A 22,630-nucleotide genomic window follows, 5' to 3' on the forward strand; every position below is an offset into this window, starting at 1 on the left:
ATGCCGGCGTGTCTGCTAATGGCCAATATCCCTGTTCGGTACATCGCCAACCTCAACTCGGTATATCGCGGACCTCAAAAGGTAGGCCGGCCTTCAGGACGAGGCTACCATGCGCAGGGACTGTCGGCACGGTTCTGTGAGCCGCCAACCCCGAGGCAGTCCAGTTTCTCACGCATGAAGTGGCGTTTGGCGGATGGGGTCAGAAGGACGCTGCGCCGACGGTGACGATGACCACGAGCGCTGGATTGGTCGGCGTCGGCGTCGGATTGAGCGCGCACCGGAGCAGCCGCTTTCCGGTCTCTCGATTGACCACCCCACACCCGCAAATCGGGTCGGGCCGGCCGGCGGACTCGGCTCCGCAGGTTGCGCACAGAAACGTGCCGGCGCTCTCCAGGACCCGGCTCAGGCAAAACCGGCAGGCGTGATCCGTGAGGGCAAAACCGCCGGTCATGGCTCCACCCCGGGGCGGCCGAAGGCGACGGGTCCGGCCGCCGACTTGGCCAGGATCATCATGGCCTCCAAGGCGCCGGCCACGTCGGCAACGTGCTCGCGCTGCGCAGCACCATCTCGGGTGACGACGAGGCCCACCGTGTGGAGCTGAAGGCGCGGCTGGCTGCCCTTGGCGTTGCGCCCGATTCGGACTTCCCGCGTCCTATTCCAGCAACTCGGACAGTAGCGCCGCGGGCCAATCCGCCGGCTGGAGAGGCGCAGGCACCGTGGGCAGACGCAGAGGAGGGCATCCGCAACCGCCGCAGCCGTGTCCATCGGTTTGCCGGCATTCGCCGCGCCGACGGGGCAACTCCGGCAGTGCCAGAGCCCGTCCCAAGGCTCCGGCCGACGCCGCTGCGCGGCATTCCACGAGGTCGCGCAGCTCGTCACAGACAGCGAACAGGACCGCCGTTCACAGCGGAAGGAGGAAACTTCGAAGTTGGCCATGGCCTTCCCGGTCACATTGCGACACAGGGCGCCATCAAGCCGTCACGACCGATTTCCGGGAATCACGACGAAGTGGCCGGCAACGCCCAATGCAAAGGAGGGCATGGCGCTGCGGAGGTCGTGACGGGAATCTCCCACAAGGCGGGGTTAATCCCCCATCAAGCCAAGGGGGCGTGAAGTTGAGGAAAAATGAGTTCCAACTGCTTGTCGAGGAACTGGTCGCTTACAAGCGGAAGCGCGACTCACAGATGGCCAAGGCGCTGCGAGCGCCAAAGATCACCCGCCTAGACGGGTCCGATATCCAGGGCATGTTCAGGCTCACCAAGGCACGGAAGGAGCAGGCCGAGCGCGAACGGCTGGAACGACACCGGGCCCAGCGGGCGCAGGAAGCGCAGGCGCGCCGGCAGCGGTTCACGGAGACCCTCACCAAGGCGCACCTCGCGCTGCGCTCCGAAGTTCTTGCTGGTCATGTCTCGGCTCACGAAGCCGCCAAGGGGGAAGCGACGCTTCACCGGCTCGCTGGGAGGCTATGACAATGACCGTCGAAACCAATCCTCTGATCCGGCTGTCCGTGGCCCAGCTCGCCCAGGAAAAGGCCCTCTGGGAAGCTCTCCAGGCCAACGATGAAGCTGCAATCGAGGCGGCGTCCGAGAAGCTTCTCCAGATCGCATCGCAGGTCATTGCCGAGTTGGAGCGCATGAAGGAGCTTTTCGCCACCTATGCGCTGATGCTTCCGGGGAACCGGAGGGCCGACGCATGAGCCAGAACCACACCCTGGAGAAGACTTACGCCGCCCTAGCAGCCCAGATCGAAACCGCCCAGGCAGAGCTTCGGCGGGCCCTCATCGAGGCCGGCGACACGGTCACCGCACGCGCCCGGTTGCGGGGCTTGGAACAGAGAGCAGCGGCCGTTGCTCGGGAGTTGGCCGACCTGGACGCCGCGGCGGAACAGGAAGTCCACCGACAAATCCAACAGACCGCCGACGCCATGGCCACCGCCGCCGGCCGCCGACTGGAAGATCGCCTTGCCGCGTTGCAGCCGCCTGTTCAGCCCTTGGGAACCCGCTGATGGCCATCAAAACCTACCACCCAAAAATCGAGGTTCGGCTGATCAAGCTGGTCGCGCGCAAGAGCGGCGTGTCGGCGCGCTACCAAGCCAACCCGCGCGACGTCGATCTAACCCCGTACCTCGGCGAGGCTGGGGCGGTTCGGACGGTTAAGGGCCTGTCCGAACCGGCCGGCGGCTTCACCGTGTCCTTCGCCGACCAGTCGCGCGGCGGCCTGGACTCGGTCTACAGCCTGGTCGAGCCGATGGACATGATCGAGATCCGCGGCGCCCGGGAGCCGCACCGCCATGCCGGCGGCAAGCTGCCGCTGCTGATGCGCGGCTACGTGTCCACGGTGCACCGCTCGGAAACGATGGGGGCGAACGGGGAACCCGACCGCGTGGTGACGATCGCTGGCCAGGACTCCGCCAAGCTGCTGCTGATCCACCAAATCAACTTCGAGCTGGGGTGGATCATGGAGACGCCCTACCTGACCAAGTACCAGCTCCAGGCGCAGACGGGCATGGTCGCCGGCGTGGTCCGGGTGAAGGACTACGTCACCGACGTGGTCAAGGCGGTCGCGAATAAGAAGCTGGAGGAGCTGGCCGGCTACTCCTGCCGCCTGATGTTGCCCTTCGACGTGAAGGCGACGGTGCCTGACGGTTCGCTGACGCCCGGCTCCATCGCCCCGCTGCAAGGATCAATCTGGAACCTGCTGGAGGCGCACGCCGATCGGCCCTGGAACGAGCTATTCGTGGAGGACATGGAGGAAGGGCCGGTGGTGGTGTTCCGTCCGGCGCCCTTCAAGGACCTCGCCGGCACCCTAATCCTCCCCGGGGCGGCGGCGCCGGACGTGGTCGAGCTGGACACCGCCGCGGTGCAGTCGCTGGCGATGGCCCGCTCCGACAGCCGTGTGGGCAACTGGTTCTGGGTGCCGCCCGGCACCTCCACGTTGGACAGTTCCGGATGGATCAACAGGGGCACGCTGCACGACGGCAGCCAGCTCGATTTCGAGCACGGCAACAACAAGCCGGACCTGTACGGCGTTAAGCGCGTCCAGCATAAGACGACGCTGATGCCTGACCTGGACCGGCCGCTGCCGCAGGCTCCGCCGGACCAACAGGCGGCGGGCAACAGCGCCTACGTCACCTGGCACATTCGGCGTGCTCAACAGCTCCGCGAACTGAACCGCGATAACGTCGTCTTCGAGGAGGGCAGCGCCACGGTGTGCGGCTCGGAGGATCTGAAGTCCGGGCGCTACCTCCGCCTCACGCGCGGCGACCAGACCAGCGAGAGCTACATCAGCCGTGTCGAGCACAGCTTTTCGCCGCTGCGGTCCTGGACCACGAAGCTGCGCCTGGAGCGCGGCACCGGCTTCCTGGAGCGCAGCAAGGCCACGCAGAACCCGTACTTCACGGAAGGTCGCCGCGGCCCCTATTCGCTGTGAAGGCGCCTTTCCCTTCGATTTCCTGTTTCCCTCCCACTCTATGAGACACCAGATGAACGTAAATTCCGCTATCCACGCCGTCGCTCTCCAACTCGCACAAACTGAGGCATGGGTGGAGCGCACCGCTGAACCGCTTGCTGCGGCCAACAAAAAATACGAGCGCATCCAGATCAGGATGGCCGATCTGGACCGTCAGCGTGCCGACCTGATCGCGCGCCGGCAACGCGGTGAACAGCACCCCGATGACGCCGCGAACATGACGCTGATCGACGCGGACCGCGAAGGCGTAGCTGCCCTCCTGGAGGAGGCGAGTGCCGCTGTCGCCGCTGCCCGCAAGCCCCACGAAGACGCCAAGCGTGCCGTTGACGTCGCCCGTCGTCAGCTTCAACGCACGGAGAACGAAGGTGTGGAGGAGTCCCTGATCGAGCATGCGAGCAAGCTGGACGAACTCCTGCTGACCACGGTGAAGCAACTCGATGAGGTGAGGAAGCGGTTGGGGGGCGGTCGGCCGACCTGGTCCCCATCGAACGCCCTCATGAACGAGTTCAACCGTCTCCGCCTCCAGCGGGGTGCGATGTGAGCCCCGCAAACGGCAAGCGCCGTTCCGGTCCTCCCGGCCCGCAGCCGCTGTCGGTGACTACCCGACATCGGCTCCTTCGCCAACTCCTGGACCTGGCCGAAGGAGGGGATGCAGTTGCCGCGGCGGAACTGGTCCGGTTGTCCTGGGAAGCCGAGCGCCTGACGAAAGCGCCGGCTGAGGCGGCCTGATGCACGCCGATGACGCCAAAATCCGGCGGTGCGTGCTGCCGGATCACCGGGCCAATCCAAACGGCGCCGCGGGTGACCGCGCCATCAAGGGGTGCGCGGGGGAATCCCGCGCTGCCGACCACCCGGACTCGGACCACAACATCAGGGTCGCGGCAGGGCGGCATTCCCTGTTTTTTCCCTGTTAATTACAGGAGACGAGTCACCGTGAGCCGATTTTCACAAGGTCAATCCGGGAACCCGAAAGGAAGGCCGAAAGGGTCGAAGGATTGGCGCGCCGAGATGCGCACCATGATCGAGGCGAAGGCTCCTGAGATCGTCGAGGACCTGTTGCGCCGTGCCGTCGTTCAAAAGAACCTCAAGGTCCAGCTCGCTCTCCTCGACAAGGTCGTTCCGCCGGCGAAGTCGATGCCGATCAGCACCAGCTTGAAGCTGGCTGGAGGACCGGGCGAGCAGGCGGACGCCATTGTTGCTGCGCTTGCCGCCGGCCGTCTCACGCTCGATGACGCCAAGGCGCTGCTGGACGCCATCAAGGCTGCCATGGAGATCCGGGACGCCGCCGCGTTGGCCGATCGGATCGCGGAACTGGAGCGCAAAATTGCCGCTTTCGGAGGTGGTGGCCATGACCGCTCGTAAACAAGCCCTGCGCCGTCGGCTGGAGGAGGTTGAGTTCGCAGCTCACGAACTCTGGCTCGAACGCTTCTATGCAGAGCTGCGACGGATGCTGATGGACCGCCCCCAGGACACCCGGCAGCGGATTGTTGTCGCCCTGCGAGCCTTCCATACTGCTCTCAGCGGATGGCCGCCGACGACCACGACGTTCGACATCGAGACAGGCATCCTCTCCGCCGTAGAAGGCATTGATCCGGACATCGGTGCCGAGTTGCGCCGGCACATGGACGGGGCGGCGTAGCGGCGGACCAGTAGCGGGCATGCCGGCCGCTGCTGGTAGATTCCACTGAGACATTGGATTTGTGCCGGTAATGTGCTGACCGTGGCCTACCTTCAGCAGGTTCCGGTGATGGTGCAGGCTCCCTGGACCGGCCCAATGTTCCGGACGCTCGGCGCCGCAGACGCAGGATCGGACTCTCGTGGGATACTTGCTGGAGCCTTCTGGGGTTGGGGCTTCGCCGCGTCGGCGGTCTGTTCGCTGCACTGCTTCGAGCGGGGCTTGGCCCTTTCGAGGATTCCGTCGATGGCGTAGGCCCGTTCCGGCCCGCCAAGCGCGGCCAACCTTGCGTCCAGATCTCGTATGGTGGACTCGATGCCGTCCAATTGTCTGTACACCTCCGTGTTGGCGGCATCCCAATTGCGCACGTCACGCGCCGCCTGAACACCGGGGAACTTGGGGAGTTTGTCGATGAGATCCTTCGATTTCATATCGACGACGTAATCCGTTTCGCGTCTGGCTTTTTCCAGTTCTCTTCTACCCTTGGACACGTGCTTGAGGATTTTTTTCTGCATGCCGCCTTTCTTGGGCTGCGTCATCATCGCCACTTTGGGGTCGAACACGCTGGACATATAGCCCACCAAGTCTGTGGTTTCGCGGACGACCATGGCGATAGCGATGGAGGCACTCTTGCCGCTGCCAGGCGTGCCGACAGACTGTGCCTGGTCCTGTTTCAATTGTGCTCGGATAGATCTGAGATCCTGCATCCCTTCTTCCAGGGCGAATTTCTTGTCGGAGAGGACGTCTTCCCAGGCCCGCTCATAGTCGGCGCGGCTTGGAACGGTTTCACACCGTTGGCCACGTGTCTGAGCCTGTGCAGGGCTTACCAGAAGCAAGCCGATAAGGCTGGCGCTGAAAAGCACCCCGGCGTGCAAATGAGAGTTGTTCATGTTTGTCTTCCCTACGACCGGAGAAGTCCAGGGCCGCACCGTTACAAAGTCACGGGACAAGGGAATTGTAAGCCATGCGGCCCATAAGCACGCTGGTGCATGCCAGCCCGCAGATACATCAACAGGTTCCGGTGATGGTACAGGCACCGCTCACCGGTGGCGGACCTTGGACCGTTCCGCGTGGTCTATATTGCGGCGGTTGGGGGGTGTCCACTGTTGGCGGGTACTGGGCGGCGGGTGGATATGCCCCCGTTTGCGATTTGGAAGACGAACTGAATGAGGGGTGCTGCGGACGTGGGCTATTTTTACTTTGCGAGGAAAGCTCTTTCACACACTCATTGTTGTAGTTGTCAGGCATCCAGCGGGAATTGACACAACGGTAGGGGCCGGGCTTGTTCAGAGACTCAACGTAAGGAGACGCCGCTTTCAAGCAGATGGCTGCCCCCTCGGCGTACGCATTGAGCCGGGTCGTCATCTCCGTCTCCACCTTAGGCGGAAGGGTGGGATCGGGGCACCCGGCGGAGGCGTGGGCAGGCACGAGGGCAGCGACAAGACCCATCAAAACCAGTGAGCGATGGAGCATGATCGGATCCTCATGGTGTTTTGGTCAAAGCCTCAGCCATGCTCAGCGCTGAGGACGCACGCTCGTCCTACCAGCCGCAATTTCCTCTCCAGTCGCCAGACGACATGCTTTGTGAAGACCGTTTTGCCCCTTCGGCAGATTGGAGCAACGCTTCATACTGCTGGTAAAGCTGCGCCGCGCAGTCGGGACGCCCCGCTGCTTCCATATCCTTAGCACATGCGAGGTTCGCGTCGGCGCTGACCATTTGGACACAGTAAGCCCCTGCTCCCGCCATGGCGGCCACACCGCCGCCACCTGAAGCCGCTATTTGCATTTCGGACATTTTCTTTCTGCCATAAGTCTCTGCCCGAGCACCGACTTCTTTGCATCGGGGCGTTGGTACGCAGGCACCTGCACCGCCACTCTGCGCCCACTGCTGTTGTTGCGTCCCGTCGCCTGGCAGAGTCTCAGCGCGTGGAGTGCGCGTGGCACCTGGCGGGGGGTTGTCGTACGTCCACTGATCAGGAAGAGCTACAGGTGGGATGCCTGGGGTGCGCGTGATGCCCGGTGGGGGGGTGTCGTACGTCCGCTGATCAGGAAGAGCTATGTGTGGGCTGCTCGGCGATGAGGGATAGGACTGCGCTCCAATGGCGGACGACCCGTAAGAGGGCGATCCGTATGTTGGTGCTTCGTATGATGGTGTCCCGAATGATGGCATCGGAACTGGTGGCACGCCTGACTGGCTGCTCAGGGACTGGTTTGCCGCGCCCATGATCCCGGACATCATGGACAGGGTTTGCATCGTCTGTGCCTGGGATTGAGCGACTTCTCCTGCGTAGTCGTCGCAGTTCAGGCCACGGCGTTTGATCTCTGCCTTTACTTTGCCATAGCCGATCATGCCGTCGTCGGTGGAACATAAATCAACGTTGGAAGAAGATCTAAGCTGTTCTGCACTTTTCATAAAAGTTGGCGCGCAACCGGCAATTACGATGACGCCTGCAATGGCTAAGCGCGGCACATTCATGGCCCCACCTTTCATCTTGCTTCGGATTGGGAGCATTCCCTTATTACGAGTATCAAATAGAAAATCTAAGAAGCATTGAAATTAAGAGATTTTCATATAACCATTTGGTGAACATGCTAATCGCACAGAAGGAAATAGTAACTAAATTTACTTAGGGATTTATGTAGCTACGGCGGTGCCTGGGTTCGCAACACTGACTTCGCAAATTTAAGTGCTTCTTAGCCGGGAGATACCGGATCAGTCACAATTGCTCACTGGTGAGTAATTTCACAGGAGGTATTTTACATGCCCAGCCAGGGCATTAATCCCGGCGATCAGCAGCTATAGCTGTCTGGACCGGCCGGCAGGCTCGCCGCGATGCCATCCTTCCACCGGGTGTGGTGGTCGTAGCTGGCCGGGTCGTAGACTACCCAGCGGTGGTGCTCGTGGCGGACGTCGGTGGCGTCCCAGTAAGCCAGAACGGCTTTCTCGTTGCCCCAGTCCTCGTATCCCTTGTCGGTCGCGTGGTCGACCAGAATCTCATCAGCGTCGCGCCGCGCCGCTTCGAGGAACGTCACCGGGTCAAGGTGGCCACGGGCGAACATCGAGTGCAGCAGGCCGTCGTGCCAGAACAGTGGCTGCGCGGTCAGCGCCGGGGTCGGGGCGGCGAGGCTGGCCAGCGACGTCGTAGTCGTGGCGAACAGCGCCGCAGCGGCGGTGCCGCGCAGCAAGGTGCGGCGGGACAGTCGGGATAAGGCGCAGAAAGGAGCGCTGGAGCGCGGCTAAGCTCACGCTCATGCCGTGTTCTCACATCCCGGACAATTTACCCACTTTCGTGTAGTGATCCCATCTAGTCTGCGCGCTATCCGGTGGGATCCAGAAAGACCAGCGGGCTCCAGGCCTCTACCGGCTTGCACACCATGCATTTTGACGCTGGATCAACCGTATCCCCACTCCTCGATGCGGAGCCGTATTTGTGCCGTTGGCGGTTTCAGTAGCTCGTCAAGGTCCAGCTCGACCCCACTCAACCCGACGAGTTGCCCCTTGCCGTAGCGCTCCCGCAGGGCAGTCACCTCATCCACCGACAGAACGCCTTCCCACGCTGGCCAGGGATCGGCCGGTACAAGGCGGGTTTCGAACGCTTCCTTGATCTTCCAAGCGTCCCAAAGCCGCGGAAGGAAATTCCAAAGTTCGGCTCCAGTGGCATCCATCCCGGACAGGCTGACATCAAGGGCCATAGCTATGGCCCCCAACGCAGGGGCCCAGAGGCCTTGTTCGGTCCGCCGCTCCAGTAGGAGCCCCCGCGAATGTGCCAGGGCGCCGTGTCGACGTAGGCCGCCGCCGCCTCCGGCGTGATCCGGCTGGCGGTAGCCTCGGTGATCGGTGTCTCGGCCCATCGGCCGGAGCCCGAAAAGCCTTCGTACTCGACCTGGTAGCGCAGCCAGAGCCGGCCACATGCCGAGCAGCGCCGGACAGTCACATCCGCGTACCGGCCATTGGTGTCATCCGTGCCGACATGGCGGACCGGTGTGCCCATGCTGGGGCCTTGCGACAGGCACTCGCAATCGCCTGACATTTCCGAAGACTTTTCCATCATGGCTTGGCCGCATAGGCGGTATCGAACGCAGATTCCAGAGCTGGCAAAGTGCCTCTCATCTGGTCGACCACCGTCTTGGCCCACTCAAAGTATTCCCGCTTGCGCTCGATCGGCCAGTCCGCCGGCGGAGAAGCGGCGATGTCCCGCAGATTGCAAACTTTATCGGCGATCTTGATCAGCTTCGCCTTGGAACTGATGCCAGCGGCGTGTTCGACCTGGAGGCGCTTCCGTTCCGCCTTCGGCAGGACCTTGTCGTCGGTCACTTCACCAACGATTCGGGCCACCTCTTCACCGAACCGTTCGCGCAGCTCCGCAGGGGTTGTCTGGGTGTCTTCGATGGTGTCGTGCAGCAGCGCCGCACACAGCACGGCCGAGTCCGTGATCCCGACATCTGCGAGCACCTTGGCCAAGCCGATCGGATGGTTGATGTAGGGCGATGCCTCAGCATCTTTCCGACGCTGGTCCCGGTGCTTGTGAGCGGCGAAGGCTAGCGCGTCGAAGATCACCGGTAGGGTGGTCAGCGGTTCCGATAGCTGGGCCATCATGCTCTTTTCCTTGTTTAATTAGGGCGCCCTAGCAGCTCATATCGTGCTGCTCGTATCCGGACTCATCGCCGTCCATCGAGAGGGACGGCTAGAACCGCACCTGAAGCTTTGCCCGCTCGCCCTAGAACCCACGCTTCGACTGCCCGAAGCGCGTCCTGCATCTGCTTGAGGCGCTTGCTGCGGTCGTAGACGCGAACTCGTGACGTCTGCCCCCGCATGGCCAAGGATACGCTTTTGAACCGCCTCAACGGTATCCAGTTCGCCGAGAATGCTGGCCAGCGTTCGGCGCAGGTCATGAGGTGTCCAGTACCTCCCCTCCGCATCTCGGTGCCTGAGCTTTGTCGCCAGTTGCTTTGCGGCAACGCCAAGAGCGCCAACGGACAGACCGTCACGCGTTTTTCCGCTTGGGCTTGGAAACAGCAAGTCGCCCCGGACGGCCTGCTGCCGACGGCGGGCGATCGCAAGAGCCAACGGCGGAAGGGGAATATCACGCCGCGCCGCCGCGGTCTTTCCCCCACGCGAGGCGATTCGGAGAGTTGTCATGTTGGTTTCGGCATCCTCCACGACGTCGTCACGCCGAAGTGCCGTGATCTCGCCCCCACGCAATCCCAAAAGCAATGCCAGGGCTAGGGCGTCCAACGTCCCCTTGTCAGGTGGTCGAAGACCGCTGTTCTCGCGATCATAGACGGTCTTCCCGTCTAGCAAGCCAAGAGCTAAAGCAACCTCTCCCAACTCCAGGTCCGTAAGCGTACGGTCCCGTGTCTGTTCCGCCGCCACCGATACCAGCAACCGATCCGCTTCGCCGCGGCGTGTGATCCAGCCTTTATCTTCAAGGAAACGCCACATCGCTGTCACAACACTAGCGAGACGGCGCGCCTGAACACCCTTCTGCTTCGCCTTGGCCTGTCGCTTTGTCTCTCGGTCGACGATCGCAGAAAGCATTGCGCGGTCAACATCGTCGATGGAAAGGCTACCCACGGCCGGCAAGAAGAGGCGGCTCAGGAGTCGATTACGCTCCGTGTGGTAGCTCTCAGCCCGCCCAGCGGCTTTGAGATGGTCGATGTAACAGTCCGCTGCTTCTGTCACAGTCCTAGGTTTGCCCGTCCCCAAGGCGGCCCGAACTTCAACAGCCTTTGGATCGCGTCCAGAGCGTGCGGCCGAAACGATCTGTGCCGCCTCCCGACGAGCGTCGGCCAAGGACACTGCGGGGTAGGCTCCCAGCGAGACACGGCGCTGAACGCCTTCTCCGCCATCTTTCCGCCGCACTCGCGCCCGGACATACCAAGTTTTCGATCCGTTCGGGGTGATCTGCAATTCCAACCCGGCGCCGTCCCGCAGTACTCGACGCTTTTCACCGTCCGCTCTTGCGCGCCGGATCATGGTGTCGGTCAGCGTTCCCATTCACACCTCAACTTCAGCTTTGGCGACATGGCTCATCTGGTGTCACGGCCGGTGTCACGCCCACGCAAGACAAAAGCAAACAACTCTTGGCGACTCCTTGCCGCTGTATGCCGGTTATGTCCGAGCAATCACCACACTGTCAAGTGTCTCGATTTTCTTTGAAAGCGCTGATATTACTGGACTTCGTGACCCAATGTGAGTTCCCATCTCCAGAGCTATCACCACAAATCCGCGTGGCGTTCCGGATGAGGTGGAGCATAGGAAAAAACTGATGGAGATGCAGTCCGAGGACTACCTGCGCCAGCAGCACCTGACCTAATTTCCCTCCTTTTATGCTCCCATGATCGACTCCCGCCCTCACGCCGTGGGCGGGTTTCTCCGGATTTCAGTCCGGAACAAGGGGATTGGGAAGAGCGGTCAGGTTTCTTCCGGTTCGCGCAGGCGCACACCGGGACCGCCGATGCGCTGTTCGCCAGCCGACAGGAAGATGATGCCGGCATCCTCAAGCGCTCGCTGAACGGCCGCCAGGGTCGGCCCATGCGAAGCCTCGCCAGCTTCGATCCGGGCAATGGTGTTCCGGTGCACACCCGCCTTGGCGGCCAGTTCACGCACGGTCCAATCCAACGCCGCCCGCGCCATACGAAATTGTGCACTTGTCACATCAATATGCATGTTTCATATATGCCTTTGTCCTCTTCATGTGACTTTAGCACAAGGAGGAGCAGCATGAACGCGGCTTCGACATCCGCGGTGCGCTCACATGCGCGTCAGTGCCCGGATAACTGTGCTCCGGCCGCTTCCCGCCACACGTTCCTGGCCGGAGGACTTGCCGCCACATCAATGGTGGCGCCGGCAACCAGCGCAGGGCAAACCCATCTTTTTCTCAGCATTCGGCCCGGACAGCGATGCCAATGTCCGTTGGGCCTTCGAGACGCCGACCAACAACTCCAGGGGCAGCCGAGTCATCTTGTGGCCCGGGGCCGGCGGGTGAAGCTGGAAGCCGGAACAAGGGGATCAGGAAGAACGGTCAGGTTTCTTCCGGTTCGCGCAGGCGCACACCGGGGCCGCCGATGCGTTGTTCACCATCGGCCAGGAACACGACACCTGCGGCTTCCAAGGCAAGACGGACAGCCTCCACATTCTCGGCCAAACTCTTGCTCGGCCCTTTCGCCCCTTCCATGCGCCGGATTGTTGGCCCGGACACGCCGGATTCCTCAGCCAAGCGGTCTTGTCTCCAGTCGAGCAAAGCACGTGCTGCCCTGATTTGTGCCCCCGTCAACATATGGCTTTCCTTTTTCGATCATGCGAGATCGTTTTTCGTCGACGCAATTCAATCATCCGTGATCGTAAAACGATCACGGATGAGGTGAAAGGGAATCTCATGGCCGATACGCACGACTTATGTCCATGCCCAAGAACTTCCGTCGATGTTCCTCCGCTCTCCCGCCGGGAACTGCTGGCCGGTGTCGTAGCGTCCTCAGCCCTCGCGCCTTCGGTCATGTCATCGGGATCCGATCCCATCCTCCCGCTCCGGCAGGAATGGCAGGCCGGCATCGTGCAAGCCGAGGTTCTGCGCAGTGAGTGGAGCCGCCTGGAGCAGCGGCTCCTCCAATGCGTCGGAGCGAACCGCTTCGAGGAGATCATGAGCGCAGGCGGTCCGGGAGCAGGCGACCTGCTGGACATCGAAGCGCGCCAATTGGAGCTGGACCGCAGCCTTGATGCCTTGATCAGGAGGATCATCGACCAGCCGTCGCAGACTTGCGTTGGCATAGCCACCAAGCTGGCCCTGGCTGTCGAACTTACCGACCCGATCGAACGCGCAGATCCACCCTGGCAACTCGTCCAAGCCGCCCTGAATGAGTTGAGTACAGCTGGGCAAACTTGCCCGGCATGAATGGCCGAGGCGCCGCGCCTCCGCCCGTGTTACCACGGCGATGCCGCCCTACTCCCGTTTCGCGCCGAAGATAAAGGGGCGCCCGACGTTGTATTGCTGAACGTCGGTCTAATGGCGAGGGAGAGGGCAAAGCATGCCTTGGCGGTCCCAGTGCGGTGCACTGACGCTGGCGCTTTTTCTGACGGCACCGATCCAGTCCGCCCCCGCCGCCGGGGCGGGCAGCGTCGATTGCTGGCTGCTCGACGGGGAGGCGCTGACCCAGGCACGTGAAAGCGGCTGGTGCAAGGACGCCTTTTCCCGGAATTCGCAGACCGGGGCGGCCCCCGCCGTCACGGTCACCGCAGCCCCCCTGCCCGCCCGCAAGCCCGACCCGCCCCCGAAGAAGCGGGTCGTCACAGTCCAGCGCAAGGCGAAGGCGCAGCCGGACTCCCAGGCGGCGGCCATCGTCCGGCCCGCGGGCCGGAGCGGAACGGTCGCCGAGGTGGATTTCGGCACCCAGTTCAAGCGCGACTGGAACGCCCTGATGAAGAAGCTGCTTGAGCCGTAAGGCCCCGTCGGGTCAGGTGCGGGCCTCGTCCAGCCACTTCCGCACCGCGGGCGGCTCGTAGGCGGCGAAGGCGTCCAGGATGCCCGGCGCGGTGTCGCGGACGATCAGCATGTCGCGGTGCTTGGGCTGCATGAAGCGCTCCCCCGCCACATGGTCGAGGAAGCCGGCCAGCCCGTCGTAGAAGCCGGAGGCGTTGAGCAGGCCGCAAGGCTTGTCGTGGCGGCCGAGCTGCGCCCAGGTCCACACCTCGAACAGCTCCTCCAGCGTGCCGATGCCGCCGGGCAGCGCGATAAAGCCGTCCGACAGCTCGGCCATCAGGGCCTTGCGCTCGTGCATGGTGTCGACGATCCGCAGTTCCTGGAGGCCCGGGTGGCCGACCTCCTTGTCCATCAGGAATTGCGGGATGATGCCGGTGACCGTGCCGCCCGCCGCCAGGACCGAGTCGGCAATCCGCCCCATCAGGCCGGTCCGCCCGCCGCCGTAGACGAGGCCGATGCCACGCTCCGCCATGTGGCGGCCAAGCTGCTCCGCGGCCTCGCCATAGGCCGGGTTGGTGCCGGGGTTGGACCCGGCATAGACGCAAATCCGCATGTCGTTCCTCTGTGCGCGCCGTCTCGTGGGCGCGTGGTCGTAAGGGGCTTACCGGACGCGGGTGGCCGTGAAGCGCTGGCTGGGGTTCACGAACTCGTCCTGCGCCGCGATCAGTTGCAGCTCCCGCGTGCCCATCCGGCGGGTGGTCTGGAAGATGGCGTAGATGGCCGCCGCCGCCTGCTCCAGCGCCTCGGCCGGATCGAAGGCCTTCAGGTAATGAGCCAGGAACAGGGCGGCCACCGCGTCGCCCGACCCATTGGGCGGCGGGTCCAGCGGCAGGCGCGGGGTGGAGACCAGCCACGCGCCGTCGCGGTCGTCGGCCAGCATCTCGATGTGGCCGGGATCGGCGTCCTTGCGGGTCAGGCTGGTCACCAGGACCAGCCGCGGCCCGCGCTCCCGCAGGGCGGCGGTGGCGGCCAGCGCGTCGTCCAGCGTCTCCACCGTCCGGCCGGTCAGATACTCCAGCTCGAACTGGTTGGGCGTCATCAGGTCGGCGGCGGGGACGGCGTGGTCGCGGATGAACTCCGGCAGACCGGGGCGCACGAAGAAGCCGCGCCCGACGTCGCCCATCACCGGGTCGCAGGCGTAGACGGCGCGCGGATTGGCGGCCTTCAGCCGGGCCGCCGTCTCGACGATCACCCGACCCAGCCCGACGTCGCCCATGTAGCCGGAGAGCAGCGCGTCGCAGATGGGCAGGACGCCGCGCGCGGCGACGCCGTCCATCAGGTCGGCCACATGCTCCGCCGTGAAGACCTGTCCGGTCCATTCGCCGTAGCCGGTGTGGTTGGAGAACTGCACCGTGTTCACCGCGATGGCGTCGCAGCCCAGCCGTTGCAGCGGGAACACCGCGGCGCGGTTGCCGACATAGCCGTAAGCGACGTGGGACTGGATCGAAATGACGGTCTTCATGGGCGGACGATCCGAAAGGTTGGGGGCGCATCCTAAACCGTCCGCGCCACACGCTGGGGATGTTTCCATGCAGACCAGAGTTTCACGCCTTACGCGCCGCATGGACAGGGGGATCGGACGCGGCTAATCCTGCGGCAACGACACAAGAACGCCTGAGGGAATGCCATGGCCGCCACCGCCCGCCCGCGCCGCAGCGTGCTCTACATGCCCGGCTCCAACGCCCGCGCCCTGGAGAAGGGGCGCAGCCTGCCCGCCGACGGGCTGATCCTCGACCTGGAGGACGCCGTCGCTCCCGACGCCAAGGCGGAGGCCCGCGCCACGATCAAGGCGTCCATCGCCGCCGGCGGCTATGGCGGGCGGGAGCTGGTGGTCCGCACCAACGGGCTGAACACCCCCTGGGGCTACGACGACCTCGTGATGGCGGCCTCCAGCGGGGCCGACGCGGTGCTGCTGCCGAAGGTGGAGAGCCCCGACATGGTCCGCCAGGCCGAGGCGGTGCTGCGCGCCAACGGCTCGCCGGAGGGACAGACCATCTGGTGCATGATGGAGACGCCGCTCGGGATGCTCAACGCCAAGGAGATCGCCGGGGCCAGCCCGAAGCTGGGCGGGCTGGTGATGGGCACCTCCGACCTCGCCAAGGATCTGCACGCGGCGCACACGCGCGACCGGTTGCCGATGCTGACCAGCCTGGGCCTCTGCCTGCTGGCGGCGCGGGCCTACGGCCTCGCCATCCTGGACGGGGTGCATCTCGACCTGAACGACGACGCGGGCTTTGGCGAGTCCTGCGTCCAGGGGCGGGAGCTTGGGTTCGACGGCAAGACCCTGATCCACCCCAAGACCATCGCCGCCTGCAACACCGCCTTCGCCCCGGGCGAGGAGGAGGTCGCCCAGGCCCACCGCACCATCCAGGCTCACGCCGAGGCCGTTGCCCAGGGCAAAGGCGTGGTGCTGGTGGATGGGCGGCTGGTGGAGAACCTGCACGTCGAGAACGCCCGGCGCCTCGTCGCGATGGCCGAGGCGATCCGGGCGCTGGAGGCGGCGGGCTGATACCCACCGCCCCTCTCATGGACTGGGCGCTCAGGAATCGCGGCGCGCCTGCGCGTCCTTCACGAACTGCGACACCCGCCCGATCTCGCGCGGATCGGTTTCGACCGTCCGGCGCCCGCTGGGGATCGGGCGCATGCCCTTGCGGGGGGTGCGTCCGGGGGACGGGTGCTGGGGCTCCGCGTCCTTCCTGCGCTTCAAGGCGTCCTGAAGGTTGGCCTGGATGATCTCCCGCCGCCGCTCGGCGCGGAACCGCTCCAGCCGCCCGTTCACCCGTTTCAAGGCCCGCGCGTAGACCTGCTTCTTGGCGGACAGGCCGCGTTCGCTGGCGTCGGCCGATTGCTGGCCGGTGCCGCTGGCCTTGCCCCGCCGTCCGCGGCGGCGCGAGGCGATGATGTCGCGCGCCCGGTCGCGCTCCCCGCGCAGCCAGCGGGCGAGCGTCAGGGTTTCGTCGGGGGGCAAGCCCTCCAGCTCCGGGTAATGGCTGCGGCGGACCTGCTCGAATTCCTTTTCGGACAACAGCCGTCGTTCGGCCGTGAGTTCGACTCCCATCGTTCAACCTCTCTGCTTATGGCGCTCTGCTTCGTGGTCCCGCTTCGGCTTACCCCCGTCCGCTCAACCGATCGGGAGGCGAAGCGTTCCCGGATGCAGTCCAATGGATTCCGATGCCACTTAGGGGTGCCAAAGGAATCGGAATCACGACCTCCCCGGAACCAAGTCGCCCCCCATTGGTTTTCCGACATGTGGCAGAGGTGGAGGTTGAAGATGGCCTCGAAAGACAACGGCCAAGACGAAGTCCAATCCGGGAGCGGTCGCACATCGAACCGCGGCTTCGCGTCGATGGACCGTGACCGGCAACGCCAGATCGCCAGCAAGGGCGGGGAAAGCGTGCCAGCCGACAAGCGCAGCTTCTCCAAGAACCCGGAACTCGCCGCGGAGGCGGGGCGGAAGGGGGGCCGGAGCGTACCGGCGTCCTCCCGCAGCTTCTCCAAGAACCCATCCCTGGCCGCCGAAGCGGGGCGGAAGGGCGGGCAGGCGAGCCATGGCGGACGCGGGGCCGCCCTGCGTCCGGGCGAAGGCGACTGACGGCACCAACGAGAAAAGCCCCTCTCCGGAACCGGAGAGGGGCTTTCTTTTCGTCGCCCGCTGGTCAGCGTCCTCCAGCCCGTCGGGCCGGAGGCGCAACCGGTCAGGAGGCCAGCTTGTCCAGCTCGCGCAGGATCGAGTCGCCCATGACGGTCGTGGAGCAGCGGGCCATGCCCGGCGCCATGATGTCCGCCGTGCGCATGCCGCCCGACAGCACGTTCTGCACGGCCTTTTCCAGCATCTTCGCCTCCTCGTCCATGTTGAACGAGTAGCGCAGGCACATGGCGAAGGACAGCAGCGTCGCGCAGGGGTTGGCGAGGTCGCGGCCGGCGATGTCCGGAGCGGAGCCATGCACCGGCTCGTAAAGCGCCTTGCGCTGGCCGTTGGCGTCCGGGGCGCCGAGCGAGGCCGACGGCAGCATGCCGAGCGAGCCGGTCATCATCGCCGCCTCGTCCGACAGGATGTCGCCGAACAGGTTGTCGGTGACGATCACGTCGAACTGCTTCGGGTTCTTCAGCAGCTGCATGGCGCCGTTGTCGGCGTACATGTGCTCCAGCGTGACGTCGGAGAACTCCTCCTGATGGAGCTTCGTGACTTCCTGGCGCCACAGGAGGCCCGATTCCATCACGTTGGCCTTCTCCATCGAATGGAGCTTGTTGCCGCGCTTGCGCGCCAGCTCGAAGGCGACGCGGGCGACGCGGCGGATCTCGCTGGTCGTGTAGACCTGGGTGTTGACGCCGCGGCGCTCGCCGTTGCCGATGTCGGTGATGCCGCGCGGCTCACCGAAATAGACGCCGCCGGTCAGCTCGCGGACGATCAGGATGTCCAGGCCCTTGATGACGTCGGCCTTGAGGGTCGACGCATCGACCAGGGCGTCGAACACCACCGCCGGGCGCAGGTTGGCGAACAGGTTCAGCTCCTTGCGGAGCGACAGCAGGCCGGCTTCCGGACGCTTGGTGTAGTCGGTGGGGTTGTCCCACTTCGGGCCGCCGACGGCGCCCAGCATCACCGCGTCCGCCGCCAGGGCGTCGGCCAGCGTCTCGTCCTTCAGGGGAACGCCGTAGGCGTCGATCGCCGCACCGCCGACCAGCCCTTCGGTGACGTCGAAGGTGACGTTGCGCTTGCGGTCGAGCCAGTCGATGACCCGGCGCACCTGGCGCATGACCTCCGGACCGATCCCGTCGCCGGGCAAAAACAGAAGCTTCTTGTTGGCGGGCATGGCGCACGCACTCCCCATTGGAGACTTTATCAGTGTTGACTAATCCGCGGACCGACAGGCCGGAAGGTGGGTCCACCCCCGCCGGTCCGCAAGGCCGTCATGGCCCGATGCCATTGGGCCTGTATCGGTTGGCCCTCACAGCCGGGTTGGTCAGCCCCACAGCCAGGGCTGGCCACCGCGCTGCTTGCCTTCATACTGGTCGATGAAGGCGGCCTGCTGCATGGTCAGGCCGATGTCGTCCAGCCCGTTCAGCAGGCAATGCTTGCGGAAGGGATCGACCTCAAAGCTGATCTTGCCGCCGTCCGGACCGGTGATCTCCTGTTTCTCCAGATCCACCGAAACGATGGCGTTCGACCCGCGCGACGCGTCGTCGAGCAGCAGGTCGACCTGTTCCTTCGGCAGCTTGATCGGCAGGATGCCGTTCTTGAAGCAGTTGTTGAAGAAGATGTCCGCGAAGCTCGGCGCGATGATGCAGCGGATGCCGAAGTCGGCCAGCGCCCACGGCGCATGCTCACGCGAGGAGCCGCAGCCGAAATTGTCGCCCGAAACGAGGATCTTGGCGCTGCGGTAGGCCGGCTTGTTGAGGACGAATTCCGCGACCTCGGCGCCGTCCGGGGTGTAGCGCATCTCGTCGAAAAGATGCTTGCCCAGCCCGGTCCGCTTGATGGTCTTCAGGAATTGCTTGGGAATGATCATGTCGGTGTCGACGTTGATCATCGGCAGCGGCGCCGCAACACCGGTGAGAACCGTAAACTTTTCCATCGCCAGAATCCTGTCGCGCAAAAGAGGCGCAAGCGTGTGCATGCGGAGTTCGGTGAATAGCAGACCCGTCCCGCCATTGCCAGAGGAAGCTTGCCGCAAATGCCGCTCGCGGCGCGCGATTCCGCATCCCGGAACACAGCCGGACGCAACGAAATTGCTCCCAAATTCCCTCCGCCGCCACCAGCCCGGCATCCCGTCCTTGCTGCGGGGCGCTCCCTCGCCTACCAAGGGGCGGACGTTTCCCTGGGTTCCGCAACATCCATGACGCTCCTTCCCGCCGCCCGCCGTCCGCGCACCGCGGCGCTCGCCATGCTGCTGCTGGCCCCGCCGCTCTACGGCCTGCTCGGGCTGGCGCTCGGTATGGACGCCAACTGGGACCTGCGGAACTACCATTGGTACAACGCCTACGCCCTGCTGACCGGGCGGCTGGGCATGGACATGCTGCCGGCGCAGATGCCCAGCTTCTACAACCCCCTGCTCGACGTGCCCTTCTATCTGCTCGCCACCCACCTGCCGGCACGCGCGGCGGGCTTCGTCTGGGGGACGCTGCACGGGGTGAACCTGTCGCTGATGCTCCTGCTGGCCCACGCCACGCTGCGCATCGGGACGCCCTGGCGGCGCCTGGCGCTGGCCGGCGGCTTGGCGGCCATGGCCGGCTTCGGGGGCGGCACGCTGGGGCTGCTCGGCACCACCTTCCACGACAACATGGTCAGCCTGGGCGTGCTCGGCGCGCTGGTCGTGGTCGCCGGATCGCTGCCGCGGCTGATCGACGGGCCGGCGCCCGGCGCCCTGGCGCGGGCGGCCGCGGCGGGTCTGATGGCCGGGGCGGCGATGGGGACGAAGAACCCCACGGTGATCTACGCGGTCGGGCTCTGCCTCGCCTTCCTGGCGCTGCCGGCGCGGCCCTGGCGGCGGCTGGGACTGTCCGTCGCCTTCGGCGTCGGGGTGCTCGGCGGGCTGGCGCTGTGCGGCGGCTTCTGGATGGCCCATCTGTGGGTGGAGTACGGGAATCCCGTCTTCCCGCACATGAACCAGATCTTCAAGTCGCCCTTCGCCGCGCTGTCCGGCTACGTCAACGTTGGCTTCTTTCCGGACTCGCGGCTGGAACGGCTGTTCTTCCCGTTCGTCTTCACCTTCGCCCCGCTGAAGGTCGGAGAGGTGCCCTTCTTCGACCTGCGCGTCCTTGTCCTGTTCCTTCTCGTGCCCGTCGCCACCGCGCTGGCTCTGCTCGGGCGGGCCTTCCACCGACCGCCGGCGGAGTTGACCGAGAAAGCCGCCACCCGCTACCTGCTGACCGCCATGGCGGTGACCTACGCGCTGTGGGTGGGGATGTTCTGCATCTACCGGTATCTGGTGCCGCTGGAGATGCTGGCGCCGCTGGCCATCGTCATGGCGGCGGGCCTGCTGCCGGTGCCGCGCCGCGCCGCGCTCCTCCTGGCGGCGGCGCTCCTGCTGCTGGTCCAGGCTACCGCCCGGCCCGCCGACTGGGGCCGCGTGCCGTGGAGCGACCGCTGGGTGGAGGCCGCCGTTCCGCCCATCGAGGACCCGGACGGCACGATGGTGCTGATGGCCGGCTATTGGGCGATCTCCCACGTCATCCCCGCCTTCCCGCCGCGCATCCCCTTCGTGCGCATCCAGTCCAACTTCCTCCAGCCGGATTCGGTCGGCAACGGCTATCTCGCCCTGATGCAGGACAAGGTGGCGGCGCACCGCGGGCCCTTCCTGATGCTCAGCACCATCCCCGATACGCCCGGCGCCGCCAAGGCCGCCGCCCTTCTGGGGTTGCGGGTGGAGCAGGACGACTGCCGCGTCATCCCCAACAATCTGGGCGAACCCTTGAACCTGTGCAGCGTGCAGCGGACGGAGAACCTTAAAAGGTGAGTGGATTAAATTCGGCGACTGTGCTGTTTAACTCCGCATCGGCACCGTTTCGAAGCGCACCGTCATGACCCTCTCCACCATCGACCGCCCGGCCGGCCCCCAGTCCGACCGTTCCTCAGCCCCAGCCAAGGAGCCGGGTCCGGACGCGGCGCCCGTCGTCGCGGTTCTGATCCCCTGCTACAACGAGGAGGCGGCGATCGCCGCCGTGGTGCGCGACTTCCAGGCCGCGCTGCCCGACGCCACGGTCTACGTCTACGACAACAACTCGTCGGACCGCACGGTGGAGGTGGCGAAGGCCGCCGGCGCGGTGGTCCGCCACGAGCCGTTGCAGGGCAAGGGCAACGTCATGCGCCGCATGTTCTCGGACATCGAGGCGGACGTCTACGTGCTGGTGGACGGCGACGACACCTACCACGCCCCGTCCGCCCCGCTGATGGTCAAGCGGCTGTGGGACGACCAACTCGACATGGTCAACGGCGCGCGGGTCACCGACATCGTCAAGGCCTACCGGCCCGGCCACCGCTTCGGCAACAAGCTGCTGACCGGCATGGTCGCCCGCATCTTCGGCAACCGCATCCAGGACATGCTGTCGGGCTACCGCGTCTTCTCGCGGCGCTTCATCAAGTCCTTCCCGGCGCTCGCCAGCGGTTTCGAGACGGAGACGGAGCTGACCGTCCACGCGCTGGAGCTGCGCATGCCCATCGCCGAGATCAAGACGCCCTACAAGGACCGCCCGCCCGGCTCGCACAGCAAGCTGAACACCATCCGCGACGGCATCCGCATCCTGCGCACCATCATAAACCTGGTGAAGGAGGAGCGCCCGCTGCCCTTCTTCGGCATCCTCGCCGCGCTGCTGGCCGTGGTCGCGCTCATCCTCGCAGTGCCGTTGCTCGCCACCTACCTGCACACCGGCGCGGTCCCCCGCCTGCCCACCGCCGTCCTGTCCACCGGCCTGATGCTGCTCGCCTTCCTCAGCCTGACCTGCGGCCTCGTCCTCGACACCGTCACGCTGGGGCGCCGCGAGGCCAAGCGCATGCGCTACCTCGCCATCCCGGCGCCGGGACCCCATCCGGTTCGCAAGGCCGGCGGGTCCTGACCATGGGCGGTCCCATCGACGGCTCCGTGGACGGCCCCGTGGACGGGCTGGCCGACAGCCGGCTGCGGCGGCTGGCCGTGCAGTTCGGCAAGTTCGGCCTCGTCGGCGTGGTCGGTCTGGTGGTGGACACGGCGGTCGTCTACGCGCTGGTGTTCGGCGCCGGGCTGGAATTCTTCGCCGCCCGCGTTCCCGCCTATCTGGCCGCCGCCACGACGACCTTCGCCCTGAACCGCGCCTTCACCTTCCGCGGCGCCGCCGACGCGCCGCTGCACATCCAGTGGGCGAAGTTCCTGGCCGCCAACGCTTTCGGCGGGGTGGTGAACTACGGCGTCTCGGTCGGGCTGGAGGCCGCCCTGCCGGTGGCCGAGGCCCATCCGGTGCTGGCCGTCGCCGCCGGCTCGCTGTCCGGCATGGTCCTGAACTTCGCCGCCTCCAAGCATCTGGTCTTCAAGGGCGCCTGA

The 22,630-nt window shown here is 65.2% G+C and carries 28 protein-coding genes; 13 read left to right on the forward strand and 15 right to left on the reverse strand.

Features of this window, described 5'->3' with window-relative positions; all coding sequences use genetic code 11:
- Nucleotides 1-199: 199 nt before the first annotated feature.
- The 3 genes from ACWPN7_RS16670 to ACWPN7_RS16680 all read right to left on the reverse strand — a co-directional run bounded on the left by ACWPN7_RS16670 (nt 200) and on the right by ACWPN7_RS16680 (nt 1,406).
- On the reverse strand, nt 200-451 hold the full coding sequence (locus tag ACWPN7_RS16670) for a hypothetical protein (RefSeq protein WP_492273380.1): 252 nt from the start codon (nt 449-451) through the stop codon (nt 200-202).
- Entirely contained in the window at nt 448-765 is a 318-nt protein-coding gene (locus ACWPN7_RS16675; protein WP_237904880.1) for a hypothetical protein, read from the reverse strand. The genes ACWPN7_RS16670 and ACWPN7_RS16675 overlap by 4 nt, the downstream gene beginning before the upstream one ends.
- Nucleotides 766-1,220: 455 nt before the next feature.
- The gene (locus tag ACWPN7_RS16680; RefSeq protein WP_492273381.1) at nt 1,221-1,406 is read right to left on the reverse strand and encodes a hypothetical protein; all 186 of its coding nucleotides are present in this window, start codon (nt 1,404-1,406) and stop codon (nt 1,221-1,223) included.
- 65 nt (nt 1,407-1,471) lie between these two features.
- On the opposite strand from ACWPN7_RS16680, the gene ACWPN7_RS16685 reads away from it, so the two are divergent.
- The 6 genes from ACWPN7_RS16685 (at nt 1,472) to ACWPN7_RS16710 (ending at nt 5,106) form a co-directional block, all read left to right on the forward strand.
- A complete protein-coding gene (locus tag ACWPN7_RS16685; RefSeq protein WP_492273382.1) occupies nt 1,472-1,696 on the forward strand; it encodes a hypothetical protein in 225 nt (74 codons plus the stop codon).
- Nucleotides 1,693-2,004, forward strand: coding sequence for a hypothetical protein (locus tag ACWPN7_RS16690; RefSeq protein WP_492273383.1), 312 nt, complete (start codon nt 1,693-1,695; stop codon nt 2,002-2,004). The genes ACWPN7_RS16685 and ACWPN7_RS16690 overlap by 4 nt, the downstream gene beginning before the upstream one ends.
- The gene (locus tag ACWPN7_RS16695) at nt 2,004-3,428 is read left to right on the forward strand and encodes a hypothetical protein (RefSeq protein WP_492273384.1); all 1,425 of its coding nucleotides are present in this window, start codon (nt 2,004-2,006) and stop codon (nt 3,426-3,428) included. Before ACWPN7_RS16690 ends, ACWPN7_RS16695 begins: the two co-directional genes overlap by 1 nt.
- Nucleotides 3,429-3,480: 52 nt before the next feature.
- Nucleotides 3,481-4,008: a hypothetical protein gene (locus tag ACWPN7_RS16700; RefSeq protein ID WP_492273385.1), complete on the forward strand. Its 528-nt coding sequence runs from the start codon at nt 3,481-3,483 to the stop codon at nt 4,006-4,008.
- Between the two features lie 197 nt (nt 4,009-4,205).
- Nucleotides 4,206-4,829, forward strand: coding sequence for a DUF5681 domain-containing protein (locus ACWPN7_RS16705; RefSeq protein WP_492273386.1), 624 nt, complete (start codon nt 4,206-4,208; stop codon nt 4,827-4,829).
- Nucleotides 4,816-5,106 (forward strand): hypothetical protein, encoded by a 291-nt coding sequence (locus tag ACWPN7_RS16710; RefSeq protein WP_492273387.1) that lies wholly within the window; start codon nt 4,816-4,818, stop codon nt 5,104-5,106. Before ACWPN7_RS16705 ends, ACWPN7_RS16710 begins: the two co-directional genes overlap by 14 nt.
- A 92-nt stretch (nt 5,107-5,198) precedes the next feature.
- Here ACWPN7_RS16710 and ACWPN7_RS16715 read toward each other — a convergent pair whose 3' ends face one another.
- From ACWPN7_RS16715 to ACWPN7_RS16745, 7 genes are all read right to left on the reverse strand, one after another.
- Nucleotides 5,199-6,032 (reverse strand): hypothetical protein, encoded by an 834-nt coding sequence (locus ACWPN7_RS16715; RefSeq protein WP_492273388.1) that lies wholly within the window; start codon nt 6,030-6,032, stop codon nt 5,199-5,201.
- A 1,900-nt stretch (nt 6,033-7,932) separates the two neighbouring features.
- On the reverse strand, nt 7,933-8,328 hold the full coding sequence (locus tag ACWPN7_RS16720; protein ID WP_492273389.1) for a hypothetical protein: 396 nt from the start codon (nt 8,326-8,328) through the stop codon (nt 7,933-7,935).
- A 207-nt stretch (nt 8,329-8,535) separates the two neighbouring features.
- Complete coding sequence (locus tag ACWPN7_RS16725) at nt 8,536-8,835, reverse strand: hypothetical protein (RefSeq protein ID WP_492273390.1); 300 nt, start codon at nt 8,833-8,835, stop codon at nt 8,536-8,538.
- 355 nt (nt 8,836-9,190) lie between these two features.
- Entirely contained in the window at nt 9,191-9,739 is a 549-nt protein-coding gene (locus ACWPN7_RS16730; RefSeq protein ID WP_492273391.1) for an HD domain-containing protein, read from the reverse strand.
- A 36-nt stretch (nt 9,740-9,775) separates the two neighbouring features.
- Complete coding sequence (locus ACWPN7_RS16735) at nt 9,776-11,140, reverse strand: tyrosine-type recombinase/integrase (RefSeq protein ID WP_492273392.1); 1,365 nt, start codon at nt 11,138-11,140, stop codon at nt 9,776-9,778.
- Nucleotides 11,141-11,557: 417 nt separating this feature from the next.
- Complete coding sequence (locus ACWPN7_RS16740; protein ID WP_247891854.1) at nt 11,558-11,812, reverse strand: helix-turn-helix domain-containing protein; 255 nt, start codon at nt 11,810-11,812, stop codon at nt 11,558-11,560.
- Between the two features lie 355 nt (nt 11,813-12,167).
- Entirely contained in the window at nt 12,168-12,362 is a 195-nt protein-coding gene (locus ACWPN7_RS16745) for a transcriptional regulator (protein WP_247874970.1), read from the reverse strand.
- A 60-nt stretch (nt 12,363-12,422) separates the two neighbouring features.
- Here ACWPN7_RS16745 and ACWPN7_RS16750 point away from each other — a divergent pair, with 60 nt between their 5' ends.
- Both ACWPN7_RS16750 and ACWPN7_RS16755 read left to right on the forward strand, forming a co-directional pair.
- On the forward strand, nt 12,423-13,034 hold the full coding sequence (locus ACWPN7_RS16750) for a hypothetical protein (protein ID WP_492273393.1): 612 nt from the start codon (nt 12,423-12,425) through the stop codon (nt 13,032-13,034).
- Between the two features lie 133 nt (nt 13,035-13,167).
- Nucleotides 13,168-13,581: a hypothetical protein gene (locus ACWPN7_RS16755; protein ID WP_038529648.1), complete on the forward strand. Its 414-nt coding sequence runs from the start codon at nt 13,168-13,170 to the stop codon at nt 13,579-13,581.
- 12 nt (nt 13,582-13,593) lie between these two features.
- Here the strand turns inward: ACWPN7_RS16755 and ACWPN7_RS16760 are convergent, their stop codons facing one another.
- Together ACWPN7_RS16760 and pdxY are read right to left on the reverse strand one after the other, a co-directional pair.
- Nucleotides 13,594-14,172 carry an LOG family protein gene (locus tag ACWPN7_RS16760; RefSeq protein ID WP_038529650.1) on the reverse strand — a complete coding sequence of 193 codons (579 nt, stop codon included), beginning with the start codon at nt 14,170-14,172 and terminating at the stop codon, nt 13,594-13,596.
- A 48-nt stretch (nt 14,173-14,220) separates the two neighbouring features.
- Nucleotides 14,221-15,081 (reverse strand): pyridoxal kinase PdxY, encoded by an 861-nt coding sequence (gene pdxY / locus ACWPN7_RS16765; protein WP_407825575.1) that lies wholly within the window; start codon nt 15,079-15,081, stop codon nt 14,221-14,223.
- Nucleotides 15,082-15,246: 165 nt separating this feature from the next.
- On the opposite strand from pdxY, the gene ACWPN7_RS16770 reads away from it, so the two are divergent.
- Nucleotides 15,247-16,128 (forward strand): HpcH/HpaI aldolase/citrate lyase family protein, encoded by an 882-nt coding sequence (locus tag ACWPN7_RS16770; RefSeq protein WP_459197699.1) that lies wholly within the window; start codon nt 15,247-15,249, stop codon nt 16,126-16,128.
- A gap of 30 nt (nt 16,129-16,158) precedes the next feature.
- On the opposite strand, the gene ACWPN7_RS16775 is transcribed toward ACWPN7_RS16770, so the two are convergent.
- Nucleotides 16,159-16,677: a hypothetical protein gene (locus ACWPN7_RS16775; RefSeq protein ID WP_183181398.1), complete on the reverse strand. Its 519-nt coding sequence runs from the start codon at nt 16,675-16,677 to the stop codon at nt 16,159-16,161.
- Nucleotides 16,678-16,890: 213 nt separating this feature from the next.
- Here ACWPN7_RS16775 and ACWPN7_RS16780 point away from each other — a divergent pair, with 213 nt between their 5' ends.
- Nucleotides 16,891-17,211 (forward strand): con-10 family general stress protein, encoded by a 321-nt coding sequence (locus tag ACWPN7_RS16780; RefSeq protein WP_079285003.1) that lies wholly within the window; start codon nt 16,891-16,893, stop codon nt 17,209-17,211.
- A 103-nt stretch (nt 17,212-17,314) separates the two neighbouring features.
- On the opposite strand, the gene leuB is transcribed toward ACWPN7_RS16780, so the two are convergent.
- Together leuB and leuD are read right to left on the reverse strand one after the other, a co-directional pair.
- Nucleotides 17,315-18,430 carry a 3-isopropylmalate dehydrogenase gene (leuB, locus tag ACWPN7_RS16785; RefSeq protein ID WP_014241645.1) on the reverse strand — a complete coding sequence of 372 codons (1,116 nt, stop codon included), beginning with the start codon at nt 18,428-18,430 and terminating at the stop codon, nt 17,315-17,317.
- A 150-nt stretch (nt 18,431-18,580) separates the two neighbouring features.
- Nucleotides 18,581-19,192 (reverse strand): 3-isopropylmalate dehydratase small subunit, encoded by a 612-nt coding sequence (gene leuD / locus ACWPN7_RS16790; protein WP_014241647.1) that lies wholly within the window; start codon nt 19,190-19,192, stop codon nt 18,581-18,583.
- Between the two features lie 261 nt (nt 19,193-19,453).
- On the opposite strand from leuD, the gene ACWPN7_RS16795 reads away from it, so the two are divergent.
- The 3 genes from ACWPN7_RS16795 to ACWPN7_RS16805 all read left to right on the forward strand — a co-directional run bounded on the left by ACWPN7_RS16795 (nt 19,454) and on the right by ACWPN7_RS16805 (nt 22,630).
- Nucleotides 19,454-21,073: a hypothetical protein gene (locus ACWPN7_RS16795; RefSeq protein WP_459197700.1), complete on the forward strand. Its 1,620-nt coding sequence runs from the start codon at nt 19,454-19,456 to the stop codon at nt 21,071-21,073.
- A 64-nt stretch (nt 21,074-21,137) separates the two neighbouring features.
- The gene (locus tag ACWPN7_RS16800; RefSeq protein WP_038529663.1) at nt 21,138-22,169 is read left to right on the forward strand and encodes a glycosyltransferase family 2 protein; all 1,032 of its coding nucleotides are present in this window, start codon (nt 21,138-21,140) and stop codon (nt 22,167-22,169) included.
- Between the two features lie 2 nt (nt 22,170-22,171).
- Nucleotides 22,172-22,630 (forward strand): GtrA family protein, encoded by a 459-nt coding sequence (locus tag ACWPN7_RS16805; RefSeq protein ID WP_038529665.1) that lies wholly within the window; start codon nt 22,172-22,174, stop codon nt 22,628-22,630.

The sequence above is a fragment of the Azospirillum sp. UENF 312511 genome (genome assembly GCF_058780635.1).

Bases quoted from the DNA above. Each gene is read 5' to 3' on its own strand.
- ACWPN7_RS16670 (WP_492273380.1), bottom strand. From the start codon at position 451: ATGACCGGCGGTTTTGCCCTCACGGATCACGCCTGCCGGTTTTGCCTG.
- ACWPN7_RS16675 (WP_237904880.1), bottom strand. From the start codon at position 765: ATGGACACGGCTGCGGCGGTTGCGGATGCCCTCCTCTGCGTCTGCCCA.
- ACWPN7_RS16680 (WP_492273381.1), bottom strand. From the start codon at position 1,406: ATGACCAGCAAGAACTTCGGAGCGCAGCGCGAGGTGCGCCTTGGTGAG.
- ACWPN7_RS16685 (WP_492273382.1), top strand. From the start codon at position 1,472: ATGACCGTCGAAACCAATCCTCTGATCCGGCTGTCCGTGGCCCAGCTC.
- ACWPN7_RS16690 (WP_492273383.1), top strand. From the start codon at position 1,693: ATGAGCCAGAACCACACCCTGGAGAAGACTTACGCCGCCCTAGCAGCC.
- ACWPN7_RS16695 (WP_492273384.1), top strand. From the start codon at position 2,004: ATGGCCATCAAAACCTACCACCCAAAAATCGAGGTTCGGCTGATCAAG.
- ACWPN7_RS16700 (WP_492273385.1), top strand. From the start codon at position 3,481: ATGAACGTAAATTCCGCTATCCACGCCGTCGCTCTCCAACTCGCACAA.
- ACWPN7_RS16705 (WP_492273386.1), top strand. From the start codon at position 4,206: ATGACGCCAAAATCCGGCGGTGCGTGCTGCCGGATCACCGGGCCAATC.
- ACWPN7_RS16710 (WP_492273387.1), top strand. From the start codon at position 4,816: ATGACCGCTCGTAAACAAGCCCTGCGCCGTCGGCTGGAGGAGGTTGAG.
- ACWPN7_RS16715 (WP_492273388.1), bottom strand. From the start codon at position 6,032: ATGAACAACTCTCATTTGCACGCCGGGGTGCTTTTCAGCGCCAGCCTT.
- ACWPN7_RS16725 (WP_492273390.1), bottom strand. From the start codon at position 8,835: ATGGCCCTTGATGTCAGCCTGTCCGGGATGGATGCCACTGGAGCCGAA.
- ACWPN7_RS16730 (WP_492273391.1), bottom strand. From the start codon at position 9,739: ATGATGGCCCAGCTATCGGAACCGCTGACCACCCTACCGGTGATCTTC.
- ACWPN7_RS16735 (WP_492273392.1), bottom strand. From the start codon at position 11,140: ATGGGAACGCTGACCGACACCATGATCCGGCGCGCAAGAGCGGACGGT.
- ACWPN7_RS16740 (WP_247891854.1), bottom strand. From the start codon at position 11,812: ATGCATATTGATGTGACAAGTGCACAATTTCGTATGGCGCGGGCGGCG.
- ACWPN7_RS16750 (WP_492273393.1), top strand. From the start codon at position 12,423: ATGGCTTTCCTTTTTCGATCATGCGAGATCGTTTTTCGTCGACGCAAT.
- ACWPN7_RS16755 (WP_038529648.1), top strand. From the start codon at position 13,168: ATGCCTTGGCGGTCCCAGTGCGGTGCACTGACGCTGGCGCTTTTTCTG.
- ACWPN7_RS16760 (WP_038529650.1), bottom strand. From the start codon at position 14,172: ATGCGGATTTGCGTCTATGCCGGGTCCAACCCCGGCACCAACCCGGCC.
- pdxY (WP_407825575.1), bottom strand. From the start codon at position 15,081: ATGAAGACCGTCATTTCGATCCAGTCCCACGTCGCTTACGGCTATGTC.
- ACWPN7_RS16770 (WP_459197699.1), top strand. From the start codon at position 15,247: ATGGCCGCCACCGCCCGCCCGCGCCGCAGCGTGCTCTACATGCCCGGC.
- ACWPN7_RS16775 (WP_183181398.1), bottom strand. From the start codon at position 16,677: ATGGGAGTCGAACTCACGGCCGAACGACGGCTGTTGTCCGAAAAGGAA.
- ACWPN7_RS16780 (WP_079285003.1), top strand. From the start codon at position 16,891: ATGGCCTCGAAAGACAACGGCCAAGACGAAGTCCAATCCGGGAGCGGT.
- leuB (WP_014241645.1), bottom strand. From the start codon at position 18,430: ATGCCCGCCAACAAGAAGCTTCTGTTTTTGCCCGGCGACGGGATCGGT.
- leuD (WP_014241647.1), bottom strand. From the start codon at position 19,192: ATGGAAAAGTTTACGGTTCTCACCGGTGTTGCGGCGCCGCTGCCGATG.
- ACWPN7_RS16795 (WP_459197700.1), top strand. From the start codon at position 19,454: ATGACGCTCCTTCCCGCCGCCCGCCGTCCGCGCACCGCGGCGCTCGCC.
- ACWPN7_RS16800 (WP_038529663.1), top strand. From the start codon at position 21,138: ATGACCCTCTCCACCATCGACCGCCCGGCCGGCCCCCAGTCCGACCGT.
- ACWPN7_RS16805 (WP_038529665.1), top strand. From the start codon at position 22,172: ATGGGCGGTCCCATCGACGGCTCCGTGGACGGCCCCGTGGACGGGCTG.